Annotated in this window: 14 protein-coding genes; 1 reads left to right on the forward strand and 13 read right to left on the reverse strand. The window is 44.0% G+C overall.

Annotated features, from left to right (window positions below; all coding sequences use genetic code 11):
- Position 1: 1 nt before the first annotated feature.
- The 4 genes from L2730_RS13660 to L2730_RS13675 all read right to left on the reverse strand — a co-directional run bounded on the left by L2730_RS13660 (position 2) and on the right by L2730_RS13675 (position 5,445).
- A complete protein-coding gene (locus L2730_RS13660; RefSeq protein ID WP_248975096.1) occupies positions 2-1,297 on the reverse strand; it encodes an efflux RND transporter periplasmic adaptor subunit in 1,296 nt (431 codons plus the stop codon).
- Positions 1,297-2,664 (reverse strand): TolC family protein, encoded by a 1,368-nt coding sequence (locus tag L2730_RS13665; protein WP_248975097.1) that lies wholly within the window; start codon positions 2,662-2,664, stop codon positions 1,297-1,299. Before L2730_RS13665 ends, L2730_RS13660 begins: the two co-directional genes overlap by 1 nt.
- 237 nt (positions 2,665-2,901) lie before the next feature.
- Positions 2,902-3,291 carry a hypothetical protein gene (locus L2730_RS13670; RefSeq protein WP_248975098.1) on the reverse strand — a complete coding sequence of 130 codons (390 nt, stop codon included), beginning with the start codon at positions 3,289-3,291 and terminating at the stop codon, positions 2,902-2,904.
- 165 nt (positions 3,292-3,456) lie between these two features.
- Entirely contained in the window at positions 3,457-5,445 is a 1,989-nt protein-coding gene (locus tag L2730_RS13675) for a DNA topoisomerase III (RefSeq protein ID WP_248975099.1), read from the reverse strand.
- Positions 5,446-5,625: 180 nt separating this feature from the next.
- On the opposite strand from L2730_RS13675, the gene L2730_RS13680 reads away from it, so the two are divergent.
- Positions 5,626-5,898: a hypothetical protein gene (locus L2730_RS13680; RefSeq protein ID WP_248975100.1), complete on the forward strand. Its 273-nt coding sequence runs from the start codon at positions 5,626-5,628 to the stop codon at positions 5,896-5,898.
- A gap of 60 nt (positions 5,899-5,958) precedes the next feature.
- Here L2730_RS13680 and purF read toward each other — a convergent pair whose 3' ends face one another.
- The 9 genes from purF to L2730_RS13725 form a co-directional block, all read right to left on the reverse strand.
- Positions 5,959-7,473 carry an amidophosphoribosyltransferase gene (gene purF, locus L2730_RS13685; protein ID WP_248975101.1) on the reverse strand — a complete coding sequence of 505 codons (1,515 nt, stop codon included), beginning with the start codon at positions 7,471-7,473 and terminating at the stop codon, positions 5,959-5,961.
- Between the two features lie 98 nt (positions 7,474-7,571).
- Entirely contained in the window at positions 7,572-8,060 is a 489-nt protein-coding gene (locus L2730_RS13690; RefSeq protein ID WP_020913176.1) for a CvpA family protein, read from the reverse strand.
- Between the two features lie 115 nt (positions 8,061-8,175).
- Positions 8,176-8,781 (reverse strand): SPOR domain-containing protein, encoded by a 606-nt coding sequence (locus tag L2730_RS13695; RefSeq protein ID WP_248975102.1) that lies wholly within the window; start codon positions 8,779-8,781, stop codon positions 8,176-8,178.
- Entirely contained in the window at positions 8,774-10,042 is a 1,269-nt protein-coding gene (gene folC, locus L2730_RS13700) for a bifunctional tetrahydrofolate synthase/dihydrofolate synthase (RefSeq protein ID WP_248975103.1), read from the reverse strand. The genes L2730_RS13695 and folC overlap by 8 nt, the downstream gene beginning before the upstream one ends.
- A 16-nt stretch (positions 10,043-10,058) precedes the next feature.
- On the reverse strand, positions 10,059-10,844 hold the full coding sequence (gene truA / locus L2730_RS13705) for a tRNA pseudouridine(38-40) synthase TruA (protein ID WP_248975104.1): 786 nt from the start codon (positions 10,842-10,844) through the stop codon (positions 10,059-10,061).
- A 163-nt stretch (positions 10,845-11,007) separates the two neighbouring features.
- A complete protein-coding gene (locus tag L2730_RS13710) occupies positions 11,008-13,875 on the reverse strand; it encodes a FimV/HubP family polar landmark protein (protein ID WP_248975105.1) in 2,868 nt (955 codons plus the stop codon).
- A gap of 175 nt (positions 13,876-14,050) precedes the next feature.
- On the reverse strand, positions 14,051-15,067 hold the full coding sequence (locus L2730_RS13715) for an aspartate-semialdehyde dehydrogenase (RefSeq protein WP_248975106.1): 1,017 nt from the start codon (positions 15,065-15,067) through the stop codon (positions 14,051-14,053).
- A gap of 2 nt (positions 15,068-15,069) precedes the next feature.
- Entirely contained in the window at positions 15,070-16,200 is a 1,131-nt protein-coding gene (locus L2730_RS13720) for a 4-phosphoerythronate dehydrogenase (protein WP_248975107.1), read from the reverse strand.
- 175 nt (positions 16,201-16,375) lie between these two features.
- On the reverse strand, positions 16,376-16,643 hold a 268-nt coding region (locus L2730_RS13725; RefSeq protein WP_248975108.1), incomplete at its 5' end, for a hypothetical protein.

Here is a 16,643-nt window from a genome sequence, read left to right on the forward strand (position 1 = left end):
CTTAGTGTACGTGCTTAGCCGCGTTTTTCATGATGTCTGCTTTTAGCAAGTAGCTGTTTTCAGTCACGTACTCAGCGTTTGGCTCAAGTCCTTCTAGCACTTCAACAAACTCGCCATCAGACTCACCCAGTGTCAGCATACGGGCTTCGAAGGTATTACCGTGTTTAACAAAAACAGTTGGCTTGTCATTGAAGGTTTGAAGTGCATCTTCGCGAACCGCGAGAGTCACCTTCTTTGAACGTGTTTCGATATTAGCTTGTACATGCATACCTGGACGCCAGTGACCGTCTGGGTTTGCAATAACGGCGCGTACTCGGGCAATATGACCTCCGGTCATCACAGGTGCAATATAGCTTATAGTGCTAACGGCTTTACCTTCGCTGTGAGTTTGTTCGCTATTTCCGTGGTCATCATCACCAATCGTCACTTTTTGACCAAGCGAAACTCGCCCTAAGTTTTTTGGAAACGCCGACATATCAATCCACACATTGGAAAGATCGCTAACTCGCAATAAAGCTTGGTTAAAGGTGCTATCACCTACCGACAGCATCTGTTCAGTCACCTGACCCTTTGCAGGGCTTTTAACTGTATAGCGCTGCAAAGTTGATGAATTCCTGACAGTGGCAATCACTTGACCTTTCTCGACGCTGTCACCCACTGTGACATTAAGCTGCTCGATAACGCCAGTATAGGGCGCAGATACACTAAACTGCTTGTCAGTAATGGCGCTAACAACGCCGAATAACCTATCAACAAAGTGCAGCTCTTGTGGGCCACTCTTTGCCGTTTCAACGCCAGATAATGCCAGTAAGCGATCATTAATCGTTACTCGACCATTGTGGTTTTCGTAGTGCCAATCATAATCGTGATCTTTAAATGCAGCATGAACCTCGACATCGAAAGAGTGCGGTTCGCGTACACTGGTTTGACTGACTAAATATTGCTCTTCAGCGCTAAAGTGAACCTTATCGATAGCGCCGTCTAGGCGGGTAAAAGTCACTGATAGCTCGACTTCATTGGGGTTAACTGGCTCACCTTTATAAAAAGCGTATATACGCATTTCAGGTGGGATCCCAGACTCTGCCATAGTGATCTCCAGTGAGAAATCTTCATGTTCCACAAGTCGGCCACCATGTGGCCCCTCCTCTTGGTGCTCTTCCTCTTCCTCATGGCCATGTCCGTGGTCACCACTGGCATTTGCAACACCAACAGGCGCCAATGTACCAGCAGTCAATAAAGAGAGAGACAAAAGAGTGGCTGCCAGCTGTGCAGATAAAATATTAAAATTAAGTTTCATTATCGAATTTCCATTGCCACAACAGGCTTTATGTTGGTGTTAGCGACAGTCATTGACTGCCCAGTAATGCGCTCAATGGCAAGCAATGCCAAATATACTGCCGTTTTGGCTTCAATCAGTTCGCGTTCAACGCTAAAAAGTTCTGATTGTGCATCGGCAAGTTGCAGCACATTAGCTTGACCTGTTTGGTAAGCAGATTGAGTATGTTGTTGAAGTTGCTTGGCTAGCGGTAATACTTGTGCGTTTAACAACTGCGCTTGTTTAGCATTGTTGAGCATAGATTGGTGCAACTCTAACAAGGTCAACTTAAGTTGCTCACGAGCAAATCGCTGTTGTTCATGGGCTTTATCCTCTTGTGCCTTAGCAGCAAGGATATTGCCTTGATTTGGATTAGAAAACTGCAGCGGCATTGAAAAGTTAAACATTAATGCGCCGTCATCAAAGCCATCAAAACTCTTGACGCCCACCCCTAAGGTAATATCAGCCTTGGCTTTAGACTCTTCCATTCGACGCTTGGCGATAAGCAAGCGCTCGACACTGAGTAGTTGTAAATACTGCGGCGCTGTTTCAATCGCATTGAGTACACTTGCAGCTGTTGGCAACACCACTAATGGCTTGAGTTTATCGTTAGCAGCGGTGAATTTAACCTCACTTGACCACATAGCCGATAACTTCTGCTTAGCCACATTAAAGTCGCCATCAATACGCTGCTTTAATACCTTCGAGCGCACTAAACGCAACTGCATTTTGCTAACATCAGCTTGGATGACCGCGCCAGCATTAGCACGAGTTTTAATCGCCACTAACGAGGCTTGCTCAAGTTCAATACGTCTGTCGATCCAAGCTTGTAGTGCCTGTAAACGCAGTAGCTGATAATAGCGCTCGGTAGTTTGCGCTAGCACTTGTAAGCGGATCGACTCATAGTCACTAAGCTGCTGTTTTTGGCCTGCTTGGGCATAGTCGATGCGATGCTGACGTTTTTCGCCTAGCTCTATGAGCTGGCTTAACACTAATTTGATTTCAGCGTTATCAACACCCTGCATATCACCTGTGCCAAGAATATTTTCGACACTCACCGACAGCTCAGGGTTAGGTGTAATACCTGCTTGCAAAACCATTGCTTCACTTGATCGTAAAGAGTAGGGAAACGATTTCAGCGCGATATTGTTAAGCAATGCTTGCTCTAATGCCCAAGATAGGCTGATACCAGCATTCGTTGTTGCTGCTAAGCCTTGCTGCTGTGATGAGGCTAATTGTGCTTTTTGTGCAGCTATACTCTTGGTGCAATACAATGCGGCCATGCAGATAGCCACTGTGATCAATGCCCGTTGACACGCCACCAAGTAGATATTTTTATCTCTTATCACGAGACGAAACTCCTGTTAGTTAAGTCTTTGCTTGTTTTAACTGCAGTAAAAACTGAAATATAAACAATGCATTGACTCATTGATTCGAGCTTAGACTTTGCACGTCAAACGGACCTTAAATCTGCAATATAATCAATAACTGGCAATAACTGGCAGTTACAGATGTTGAAATGCTTAAGATTCAGTGTTTTAACTAATCTAATGACTCAAAAATAATTCAATTAAACGAAACAGGGATTAACGATATGGAGGGGGAATAGGTGGCGCATAACTGCGGTTTTGATAGCTAATCGCAAACAAGGTGCGATCTTCTACACCAGTCGATTTAGCCACTGTGCCTAGCTCAACAGGCGGATGACAAGCGGTATGGAAATCATCGCTATGCTCATCTTGCTCACTAACATCAACCATGTGGCTACAGGCATGCACAGCGTTATCGCAACAGTCTTGTTGCAGTTCAGTTGGTAAGCTATTCTCAAAGTGATGAGTCTGACTCATGCTTTGATCAACATGATGAATATCTGCAGCCACACATGTTGGGAAAATCTGCGACACAAAAACCACCAGCAATAACGCCAGTGTCAAATTAGATTGGAACATCTGCATTGATTTTCGTGAATTAAACAACAACTTTCCTAAAAGCGTAAACTGGCACCAGCCAAACTATCACAAATGATAACCGCTTTTATCTTAGCGAAATAGCCCTACACTCAAAATGATTTGCGAAACATGATAGAGATCGACAAGCAAGCCTACTTTTACAAGTTATTGGTTATCATTAAATTCTAATCGCTAACTTTTAACTGCCCTTGGCTTCCGAGCAGGTTTCTTTACTGTTGATTGCCCTTTTCCACCTTTACGTGCATAGCTTTTTTTCTTAAACGGTGTCGGGCTTTTCACCCCTTGCAATGCAGTGGGCAAAGTCGAGCCCGCTTGGGTAATTAGCTCATCAATTTTGCTGATCAGTGGCTGCATAAAAGCTTGATATTGGGTTTCTTTGCGGCTCATCGAGTCCAAATTATTTTCCCAAAGCGCGGTCATATCAGGAGTGGTAGCGCTATGGGGTAAGCTGTTGATCAACCCTTTTCCGACATCAGTAGCAACGATGGTCTTGCCTTTCCGTACTAAAAAGCCTCGCTTAAACAACAACTCGATAATACCTGCACGGGTTGCTTCAGTGCCCAGCCCATCGGTATCTTTTAGAATTTTACGGATCTCAACATCAGTAACAAAACGGCTAATGCCTGTCATTGCGCTTAAAAGCGTCGCGTCAGTAAAATGCTTGGGCGGCTGTGTTTGCTTCTCTAATAACTCTCCGTGGTCACAAAAAAGGGTTTGCCCTTTAGTTAATGGCGGTATGGTTGCTAACTCGTCATCCTGTCCTTGCCCGGCTGGATCAGTATTGTTGCTCGCTTTACTCTGTTTTAGCAGCAGCTTCCAACCTTTCGCTATTTCCTGTTTGGCTTTGGTTTTAAATAAGCCGCCAGCAATAATGATTTCAACCTGCGTTTCTTTGTATTGGTAAGCATTATAAAACTGCATCAGATATTGCCGAGCCACCTGCAGATAAATTTGCTTCTCTGCTGGGCTCAAACTGCTTAAGTTAGCCACTTTTTCCGTTGGGATAATCGCATGGTGAGCATCGACTTTTTTATCATTCCAGGCTTTTGATTTAAGCTTGGCATTGGGTGCGTCAATGCCTTGTGTTAGTTCGGGAGCGCCTTTATTAACTGTGTTGATCACACTCGGCGCCATGCCATGCTGCTCTTGTGGCAAATATCGGCTATCAGAGCGCGGGTAAGTGATAAGCTTGTGACGCTCGTATAATGACTGACAAGTATCTAATACGGTTTTTGCACTCATGCCGAAGCGTTTAGCGGCATCTATTTGCAAGCTTGATAAATTGTAGGGTAATGGTGCATTTTGTTTCTTGTCTTGCGCATCCACTTTTTCTACTGTTGCTGGCTGACCCGTAATACGGCCGACTACATTTTGCGCGAGTCCTTTAGACAATACTCGCCCATCTTCGTCCATATAGGGCTGACAGGCTTCACTAGGTTGCCATTTGGCGGTGAATGTTTGCTGTTGCTCCGCAGTTAAATGCGCCAATACTTCGAAAAAAGGCTTAGAGACAAAATTAGCGATCTCTTCATCTCTGCGCACCACTAAACCGAGTATGGGGGTTTGCACTCGGCCTACTGACAGCACCCCTTGATAACCGACTTTTCGGCCTTGGATGGTATAAGCACGAGTCATGTTCATGCCATAAAGCCAGTCAGCGCGTGAGCGTGCTAATGCAGAAGTTGATAGCGGAATAAATTCTCGGTTAAGTCGCAGTTGCCCCAAGGCGCGCTTTACCGCTTGAGGGTTTAAATCACTTATCAGCAATCTTTTAGCTTGTGTTAATTTGTTACCTTTAACACCTAAGTGAGCAATGATCTCATCGACTAACAACTGCCCTTCTCTATCCGGATCGCCCGCGTTGACCAGCTGTGTAGCTTCTTTAACTAAGCCTCTAAGCACCGAGATCTGGCCACGCATCTTATATTTGGGCTTCATCTTCCACACATCAGGCACTATTGGCAGATGTTCAAATTTCCACGATTTATACTCAGGCGAGTATGCATCGGGCTCAGCTTGCTCTAATAGGTGCCCCACACACCAAGAAACACAATCGCCATTAGCTGCGCGTATAAACCCTTCACCCTTTTTTAGTGGTTTAGGCAATACGTCGGCAATGGCTCTACCTAAACTGGGTTTCTCGGCAATATATAAGATCATCGATGCAGATTCTTATCACTGTATAAATTAACAGTAACTGTAACCTGAGGCGAGATTCAGCGCAATGAAAAGGCGTTTAACTGCTCAAAGATTGTAAATTTTGTTGAGAACTATTCTCATTTAGTGATTAAATTAGCCATCGTTAAAGGAGGACTTTAGTACCGTTAAAGGAGAACCACTATGCTAACCACAATGACAACCCCTGGCGTCAGGCTCGATAGGTTATTACTATTCCACTTTTTACTTATCACCGCCTGGGTCATTCTTGCCGCGCCGCTATTATCGCAGAATAGAACAATCGAGCCCTTGGTCCTTGCCAGCCTGACCATCAGCCTCAGCTGTGTTAGCACCTTAATAGGTTTGAAGTTAGGACATGGTTTTACGCGAGTGGCCTATACACTGCTGTTCGCCAGTTGGATGGCTGTATGGGCACAGCAGTTGTTTAGTCTTTAGCTTATTACAGATACAAAAAAGCCGAGTTCTCACTCGGCTTTTTGAGTATTTAAGCTATACCTACGGATGACAAACGTTATGCATCTCTAGGTTAGTACCGATATCTTTGCTGCGGTTAGCTTTAGCATCATCATTACGCAATTGAGTAATATGATCTAAGTACGCTTGGTCAACATCATTCGTGACGTACTTGCCGTCAAAGACTGATGTTTCAAAACGCTTAATCGCTGGGTTTTCTTTACGTACAGCTTCAATGAGATCTGGCAGTGATTGGAAAATCATGCCATCAGCACCAATAAGTTTGGTGATCTCTTCTACGTCACGACCATGGGCAATAAGCTCATTAGTCGTTGGCATATCGATACCGTAAACGTTCGGGAAACGAATTTCTGGAGCCGCTGAAGCAAAGTACACTTTCTTAGCGCCAGCATCACGTGCCATTTCGATGATCTGTTCTGAAGTCGTGCCACGAACAATCGAATCATCAACCAGTAAGACGTTCTTACCTTTAAACTCAGCGCCGATGGCATTGAGCTTACGACGCACCGATTTCTTACGCTCTTGTTGACCAGGCATAATAAAGGTACGACCGATATAACGGTTTTTAACGAAACCTTGACGGTATGGCAAGTCCATATGACGGGCAATTTCAAGGGCGATATCACACGAAGTTTCAGGAATAGGAATAACCACATCGATATCGTGATCTTCCCATTCTCTCTTGATCTTCTCGCCTAGCATCGTGCCCATGTTTACACGGCTGCTATAAACAGAGACATTATCGATAGTTGAGTCTGGGCGAGCAAAATAAACGAATTCGAAGATACACGGTGCGTAGCTTGGAGTATGAGCACACTGGCGAGTGAAAAGCTCACCTTCAAGTGTGATATAAACCGCTTCACCCGGGGCGACATCACGCATAAACTCAAAACCAACAGCATCCAGCGCAACACTTTCAGAGGCTACCATGTACTCAGTGCCCGTTTCAGTTTCGTGCTTACCAATAACTAGTGGACGAATACCGAACGGATCTCTAAATGCCATTAAGCCATGGCCGATGACCATAGCCGCAACCGCATAAGCACCACGAGCAATTTCGTGTACTTTGCTGATAGCTTTAAACACATCATCAGAAGACAGGTGTTGAGTGGTAGTATGTTGCAATTCATCTGCAAGTAGGTTTAACAATACTTCAGAGTCAGAGGTCGTGCTAACGTGACGACGCTGCTTATGCAAGCGCTCATGCAAATCAACCGTGTTGGTTAAGTTGCCGTTGTGCGCTAATGAGATCCCAAAAGGTGAGTTAACATAAAACGGCTGAGCTTCTGAAGCACTTGAACTTCCGGCCGTTGGGTAACGCACGTGACCAATACCTGAATTACCTTGCAGGCGTTGCATATGCTTGGCTTCGAAAACGTCTTTTACTAAGCCATTGGCTTTACGTAATCTAAACGCATATCCGTCTACGGTCACAATGCCAGCAGCATCCTGTCCACGATGCTGAAGCACAGTCAATGCATCATAAATGGTTTGATTAACCGATGACTGACCAACTATTCCGACAATACCACACATGGGTAAGCTTCCTCATTGTAAGATGTTCTATTATTTAAATATTTTTGCTTCAGCCAAGTTAATTCTTGGCCGAAGTCCAAATAATGCTTTAGTGCATTTTATATTTTGGGTACAAAGCTTGAGGTGTTTTCCAAGTAGTCAAAGAACCACTGAATAACAACTCCAAATTCGGGCACGAGTGTTGAACTCTGCCACCAATCTGTATTTGGCGCTCCAGTAAAAGCGTCCAAGAAAAATAGTATTGCGCTCACGATTAGTGCGCCTCTAAGCGCACCGAAGCATAAACCGAGCACTCTGTCGGTGCCGGACAATCCAGTTTTAGAAACCAGTTGGCCAATTATATAGTTAACCAAAGCGCCTAAAATAAGCGTAGAAATAAAGAGAATAGCGACGGCTACGCCGTTACGAACCATTTCATCTTGCATCTGGGTAAGATGAGTCGCGAGTTTGAGGTAAAACTGACTAGCGATGAAAAATGCGGCGAACCACACGACAAGTGACATCGCTTCTTTAACAAAGCCTCGTACCAAACTTATCAGTGTTGATAGTCCAATAACGATGATGATAGCGTAATCAATCCAAACCATTGAAGAGTATATCCGGCATAGGGTTTAAGACGGCGCGATTCTATCAGAGACAGGATTATTTCACACGCTTTGTAGACGAAATAACGATTTCTCAGAATAGGACAATCACACCTTGTTATTTTTCGACGGGGTTGTATGCCACAATGCGGCCTTTCAACTTCTCCAACTTTTCAATATCTGACTGCATAGCAGTCAATTTATCTTTGGAGATGTTTGGCCCGACAAACACTTTCGTCAGCTGACCATCAACAGGCCTTGTTGGTAACGTGTAAGCGCTAAAGCCTTTAGCTCTTAACCGTTTCACTAAAGCTTGTACATTTGCAGCGTTTTTAAAGCTACCAAGCTGAATAGTCCATGCTTTTGAATTGGCAACTGCCGGCTTTTTATTAGCGGCAACCACTGTACTTTCTGCACTAACAGCAACCTCTTTAACTTTAGGCTCAGTGTTTACCACAGCTGCGGCTTTTTCTTCTTCTATGGTAGGCTCTATTTCCCAGCTATCATCACCTACAGCAGTGTTAGACACTTCAGTGTCTAGCTCTAGCGTTTCTATCGCCTGCTGAGGTAACTGTGCTTGCTCTACTTCCGGTCTTAGTGGGATCTCGGCAAACTGCTCCTCTTGGCGCTGCTTTTTACCATCAAGAATATCGGGTAAAAAAATCACTCCTAGCGCGACAATAACAATCACACCGACTAGACGATTTTGAAAATGACTAGACAAAACTCTCTCCCTTAAGCAACGCTTTAAATCCTGCGACGGTATAAAATGAGCCAAAAACGATGATCACATCGTCGGCATTTGCTTGCTGTTTTACCGCTTTCCAAGCTGATTCTATGTTATCAAAACAACTCGCACTACTCTGTAACGGCAATAACGCTTTTAATGAAGCTGCACTCGCTCCCCTTGGAACGTCTAAATCAGTAAGATACCAATGTGTTACATCGATTGACAGCTCTGCTAACACAGCAGTTGCATCTTTATCTTTTAACATGCCACAAATCGCAAACAGGCGTGTTTTGTTAAGCTTACTTAAGCGCGATTTTAGATAACGAGCGGCGTGAGGATTGTGAGCAACATCGACCATCACGCAAGGCTTATCACCAAGCTGTTCTAAGCGGCCTGCCAGCTGTGTATTTCCCACCACGTCAGCAAGCAAATTAGAGCTAATATTTGGACATAAGTGCTCTAATACCGCGATAGCCGTTGCTGCGTTGGGTTGGGGTAATTTAGGTAGAGGTAATGGGTCTAAATCAAAAGATCGCCCGTGATAATTCCAGCTTGTATCGCTGCAGGAATAGTTAAACTCTTGTCCGACTCGATATAAGTTAGCGCCAATACTTTGCGCATAATCAATAAGCGGCTGTGGGCAGTCAGGCTCGCCAACAATGGCTGGGCGACCCGCTCTGAAAATGCCTGCTTTTTCAGCTGCCACTAATTCGCGGGTATCACCTAAATACTCTTGATGATCCAGATCGATTGAGGTGACCACACTGATGTCAGCGTCAATAATATTGGTAGCATCAAGACGGCCACCTAGACCGACTTCAAGCAAAATAACATCAAGTTGCTCTCGCTTAAACAGCACTAATCCTGCCAATGTTGCATACTCAAAAAAGCTCAACGATATCTCAGCTCTTGCAGCTTCAATGGCTTCAAATGCACTGACTAACGCTGCATCCGTAGCATCTACACCATTAATTCTCACCCGCTCGTTATACTTAAGCAGATGTGGAGAGCTATAAACGCCAACCGTTCTATCTGTGAGCTTGAGCGCTGCTTCTATCATGGCGCAGGTTGTTCCTTTGCCATTTGTGCCAGCCACCGTGACCACTTTGGTATCGCCCAGTGCAGTTAATGATAAACGTTTGGCAACTTCAGAGACTCGCGCCAGCCCCATATCGATTTCTGTTGGGTGAATAGCCAACAAATAGTCGAGCCAAATGCTCAAAGGAGAGTTCGTTGCAGGCGCAATATGCTTCATCGATTCCATCACTGGATTAATCCAACATAAACAGTGGACCTAAAGCTAGCTTAGGCAATTGAAAATGCTCAGGGTAAGTAACATCAACCAAGTACAAACCATTGGGCTGCGCCGTAGCGGCTGCTTTTGATCTGTCTTTAAGTGCTAATAATGTATTAACCCATTCCTTTGGCTGATTACCCTTACCGATTTCAAGTAAGGTGCCGACAATATTACGCACCATATGATGTAGAAAGGCATTGGCTTTTATATCAACACAGATATACATTCCCTGACGCGTGACATTAACTTCATGTATTTCACGAAAAGGCGTTTTAGACTGACATTGCAATGCTCTAAAGCTGGTAAAGTCGTGCTCGCCAACAAATAGCTGCGCAGCTTGATGCATTTTATTTTCATCAATATCGCCGCGATAATGGCTTACGCCACTACGCAAAATGCCTGGGCGTAATTGATGATTATAGATCATATAACGGTAGCGTCTCGCGGTCGCTGAAAAACGCGCATGAAACTCGTCATCGACGACTTTAACCCAACGAACGGCAATATCATCAGGCAAATTGACATTGACGCCAAGTGTCCAAGCTGTCTCTTTACGAATCGCATTGGTATCGAAGTGAACCACTTGCCCAGTGCCATGCACACCAGTATCGGTTCTGCCAGCACATTGCACAGTGATTGGCTCATTGGCAACTTTAGAGAGGGCTTTTTCCAACTGCCCTTGCACAGAGTCGACATCGAGCTGGCGCTGCCAACCATAATAGCGACTTCCATCGTACTCTATACCTAACGCAACCCGCATCACACACCTCTTAACTCTGTACAAACATGTTTGCCACCGCGACATTTGCTTAAAACGCAGCTATCGGCAATCAATAATATTTAATAGCCGGCGATTCTAGCATATTCATACCGAACGATAAGCATAAAAAAGGCGCCTTAGGCGCCGTTTTTAACTGAATATTTTACACCAACTCTTTTATCAAACCTGACGCTTCTTCTTGCTGTCTCTCATTACCGTCAAGTTCCACCTCTTTGAGTAATGCGCGAGCACTATCATTGTCATCAATTTCAATATACGCACGGGCTAAATCAAGCTTGGCATTGATTGAATTTTCAGCATCATCCACATCAACCATAGATGTATTACCCATCAAAGAGTCGAGCTCGCCCATATCGACATCTAACTCTTGGTAAAGATCTGTCTCTACGTTCTCTTCTTCGGCTTCATTCAATAATCTATCGATATCGATAAAACCGTTATCTTTTTGGAAAGTGGTTAAATCGTGCTCTGGAATATCGTTAGATGGGTCACTGCTTTCATTAGCATCAAGCGCAGCTAATGCTTGATCGACTGTTAATTTACTATCATCTTCAATAATAAATGCGTCGAGCTCTTCATCTTCTGCTGCGACATTCGAACCGCCGCTAGCAGCTAACTCGCTAAGCAGTTCATCATCAGAAAGTGCTGCTGAATCCACTTCAGAGGTGACAGAATTCCAATCTAGCGCAGTGGGTTCTGGTTTTTTTGTCCCTTTTAAGTCATCAAAAAAGCCGCTGTCTTTGTCAGCTTTAACACTTGGCTCTATTGGCTCGGAGCTAAACTCAAGCATATTGTCATCAGCTAGTTTAGTATCAACACGTTCTGCGACTGGATCTAACTCAATACTGACATCTTCACTAATTTCATCTGAAGTGATATCAGAGTCGCTGAGATCGAAATCTAAGCTAAAGTCACTCTCAGTAGTTTCCGGCGTTTCAGTGTTAGCCTCTTCGCTAACGTTAAGCTCACTTAGCACTTCGTCTGCGGGGGTATCCGACAAATTGAACTCAGCTAATAAGCTATCTAGTTCACCCTCTTCGACCACTTCTTTTGGTAGCTCAGTTTCTAGCTCTGCTGCAATATCATCAATGAGTGCAATCGACTCTTGTGGGAATTTTGCAGCATTTTCATCAACAGGCGCTTCGAGATTAGCAAGTAATGTGTCTAGCTCTTGATCAAGCTCTGCCTCGTCTGTACTCACATCTTCAACGTTAAGATCTAACTCTGCTGCGATCTCTAGCGGCAATTCTAACTCTGCAGCAACTTCATCTGAAAGCGCATCGATATCACTACCATCTGCTTTTATCTCTGTTTCATCAGCCTTAATTTCGAATTCTGCAAGTAGTGAATCGAGTTCATCAGCATCACTTACATCTTCATAGCCTGCTGAGCTGCTTGTAGCTAAAAGTGAATCTAAGTCATCTTCCGCTACGGTGTTGTTAGTAGCTTCAGGTGCTTTGTCAAAACCTGATAATTGTGCATCTAAATCATCTTCCTCTGATGTTTTATCTGCTGCTGGTACTTCGTCAAAGCCAGATAACAGTGCATCTAAATCGTCTTCCTCTGATGTTTTATCTGCTGCAGGTACTTCGTCAAAGCCAGATAACAGTGCATCTAAATCATCTTCCTCTGATGTTTTGTCAGCTGCAGGTACTTCGTCAAAACCTGATAACAGTGCATCTAAATCGTCTTCCTCTGATGCTTTGTCAGCTTCAGGTGCCTCATCAAAACCTGATAGTAGTGCATCTAAGTCATCATCTGCAGCGGCTTTATTGGTTTTAGGTTCTTCATCGATTCCAGTTAATAACGTATCAAGATCATCGCTTTCAGCTGCGAATGATGCTAAATCATCGGTAGCCTCTATTTCGCCATCTTGCTCGCCCATCGCTTCAGCCCACAAATCATCTAAAGATTGGCCCTCATCTGCGGCTTCTTCAACCACAAGGTCTACATCGTCGGACTCTGGAGCAGTAATCACATTGATACCGCTGGCATCATCAGTTTGATCAGTATCCAAATGCACTGCGAGGCTAAGATCGTCTTCATCTAAATTGTCAGCGGCTGTGACGTTCTCATCAGAATCGACCGGAACGTCATTTAACTCTTTGTCATCCATTGACTCTGCAGACGCTTCATTTTCATTACGGCGTCGGATAAACAGCCAGAATAAAACAAGAGCCAGTAATGCAGGAACCACGGCACCAAGAACAAGTAATAATGGATTGTCCATTAAGGAGCGCCAGATTGTCGAAGTCGGCTGCTCTTTTGGCTGATTTAATTGATCTATCACTTTCTGTTTGGCTGCAATGTCACTCTTTAGTGCTTCATTTTCGATCGTACGATCTTGCAACGCTTGTTTTAACAGTGCATTTTCGGCTTGTAATTCTGCTATCTCTTCTTGAAAAGATTCAGTATCAGTTGAACCTATGGTTATTTCATCGCTCGCACGCGCTAACTCATCAGTGAGTGACAGATTTAACGCTTCTGCTTGCTCAAGCTTTTCTGTAAGTAGTTTGATTTCAGCAGGTGACGCTTTGGACGCCACCTCGGGTTGAATTACGGCCTTAGGTTTGTCAACTGGTTGAGTGACTCTTGCGGGCGCTACTGTTTGGTTTGAATTATTCCAGCCACGATCGTTATTTTCAGCTCGTTTTTTAGCACTGCTTTTGGAGACCTGTTGCATGACGTCTTTTGACGGCACTAACAAAATCATACCGCGCTCTAAGCTATTATAATTCTTGCCGCTGAAAGCATGGGGATTGGCATCATATAAGGCTGACATTACTTGATAAACGGTTACGCTATTATCAGGTTTAACCGCTTGCGCGATACTCCAGAACGTATCGGATGATGTTGTTGGCCCATATTGTCGCTTAACTGTTTTAGTTTGACCTTCAGGACCAGTAATTTTTAATGGTTCTGCAGTCGCCAGGTTAATCGAAGGAGCAACAGCAAAAACAGTTAAAGCAGCGGCAATGATGCCAGCAAAATGCGAAGTGCGAAAGTTCATCAATCCTTCCCTTTGAAGCGTAGAAGTCACTCTTTAGCGACCAGCTTTAGGCAATTGTATTTATTGAGATTACTATAAACTAGATTAAGTTGCCCTGCTACTGTTCACAAGTCTAAAACATAAAAAGCCCGCATTGTGCGGGCTTTTTAAGCAATTAATCGAGTACTAAATCAGTTTAGTAATAATCTCGGATTAACACTTCAGCTATCTGTACGCTATTTAATGCAGCGCCTTTACGAATATTATCTGATACGACCCATAGGTTTATGCCATTGTCATGGGAAATATCTTTTCTAACTCGACCAACATAAACTGGATCTGTTCCTGCACCATCGTCAACGGCAGTCGGATACTCTTCATCTGACTCAAACAGCTCAACACCCGGTGCCCCACGCAACACGGATTTAACATCTTCAGCGTCGACAGGTTGCAGAGTTTCAAGGTGAATAGCTTCTGAATGGCCATAGAACACAGGTACACGCACTGCGGTAGGGTTCACGACAATATTTTCATCACCGAAGATTTTCTGTGTTTCCCACACCATCTTCATCTCTTCTTTGGTGTAGCCATTGTCCATAAACTTATCAATTTGCGGTAACACATTAAACGCAATTTGTTTTGAATAAGTTTTTGGCTCAACAGGTAAACCTTGAAGCAACTTAGAGCACTGTGTGGCTAACTCTTCAACTGACTGTTTACCAGAACCTGATACAGACTGATATGTTGCAACGTTAATACGCGAGATCCCGTAAGCATCATGGATAGGCTTTAACGCTACCAACATTTGAATCGTTGAACAGTTAGGATTGGCTATGATATTACGATTTCTAAAGTCAGCAATCGCTTCAGGGTTCACTTCTGGTACCACTAGTGGTACGTCAATGTCATATCTGAAATGCGAAGTGTTATCGATAACAACACAACCTTGCTCAGCGGCAATAGGCGCCCACTTTTCAGACACATCCCCACCCGCAGAAAAGAAACCAATTTGAGCTTGTGACCAGTCAAAGGTATCTACGTCTAAAATCTCGACCTGTTTACCATGGAAGCTTACCGTATTACCGGCGCTACGACTGCTGGCTAAAGGGTACAAATTTGCAATCGGAAAATTACGCTCTTCAAGGATCTCAATCATTGTTTGACCCACAGCGCCCGATGCACCTAATACGACAACATTATATTCCTGCGACATAATTACAGCTCGACTCCTGAAAACCCTAAATTGGACAACCAATTTACATCAGTTTGGCCTATATTGCCTACCTTTAATGCACTAAATTCACGCCTATGCTTGTGATTTTTTCTCATATGATCAAACCCATGGTTATTAAGAAAGTTATTTCGAAATAACTCGTCGTCATCGCGCAGATCATAAACAAATCGAGCCAGCTGTAATAATGCTCTTTCATCGGCTATTTCGATAACTGCAACTTGCTCACTCCATAGCGGCGGCAGTAGCGATTCCATCTGCTTATCGCCTTTTATTGCCAGCACTTTAGCCAGTTGCTGATACAACATAAAAGTACCGCGGGCTTTGCCTTCTAATGAGTAACCAGCGATATGCGGCGTACAAAACTCGATGTAAGGTACCAGTTCAGGCATCGGATTGGGTTCCCCCTCCCATACGTCGAGTACCACTTTGACATCTTCTCGTTGCTGTTTAAACCTAAGCAGTGCATGATTATCAATCACCTCACCACGGCAACAATTCAGTAGCCAAGTGTTTTCACGCAAGCTATTTAAGCGCGCTTCATCAAATAGATACCAGGTTTTATGCTCGCCTTTTTTTGTAATTGGCACATGTAAACTAACCACATCGCATTTTTCAATCAGGGTACTTAAAGCAACAAAACTCCTGTTGTCACCCCTTTCCTCTAGTACTGGGTCGCAAAGTAGCACTTCAATGCCATAAGCCTTTAAACACTTTGCCACTGCGGTACCTGTATTGCCAGCACCAACAATGCCAACAACCTTGCCCTTTAAAGGACTTTTAAAACGTTGCGCAAGTTCAAGCATGGCGATAAAAGCAAATTCGCCAACAGCAGTGGCATTGCAACCTGGCGCATTAGAAAATGGGATATTACGACTGGCAAGATAGTCTAAATCAATATGGTCGGTACCTATGGTTGCACTGCCGACAAACTTAAGTTTGTCATTGCTTGCAAGTAATGCTTGGTTCACCTTAGTCACGGAGCGCACTAACAGCACATCAGCGTCTTTGGCTTGAGAAGAGGTTAGCTCCCTTCCATTTACGAATTCAATCGCGCCTAAATCACCAAACAACTGCTGCACGTAAGGCATGTTTTCATCGGCAAGGATCTTCATTGTGGTTCCAAAAAAGTGTTTTGTAGGCGTAGGAAATGTATTCTAGCAAGATGACCGCGAGTTGAATATCCGGCTGGAGAAATTTTCAATTAGCTACCCCGTGTGTGAAAGCGCATAGTTTTAACACTCTCTTAACTAACGCCGACTTAAAGATCTATTAGTGGTTAGTGTATACCTAATTTGGCTTGGCCAAAAAAACGACCAACAATATCCACATCACAGCCCCATTATAGGTTACAATAGCAGCGCAAAATTCTACATTTCCACGTTTCCACATTTCCACATTTCCACATTTCCACATTTCCACATTTCCACGTTTCCACGTTTCCACATTTCCACATTTCCACATTTCCACATTTCCACATTTCCACATTTCCACATTTCCACATTTCCACATTTCCACATTTCCACATTTCCACATTTCCACATTTCCACATTTCCAC

Origin of the sequence: Shewanella kaireitica, from assembly GCF_023284045.1 — a bacterium.
Classification (GTDB): domain Bacteria; phylum Pseudomonadota; class Gammaproteobacteria; order Enterobacterales; family Shewanellaceae; genus Shewanella; species Shewanella kaireitica.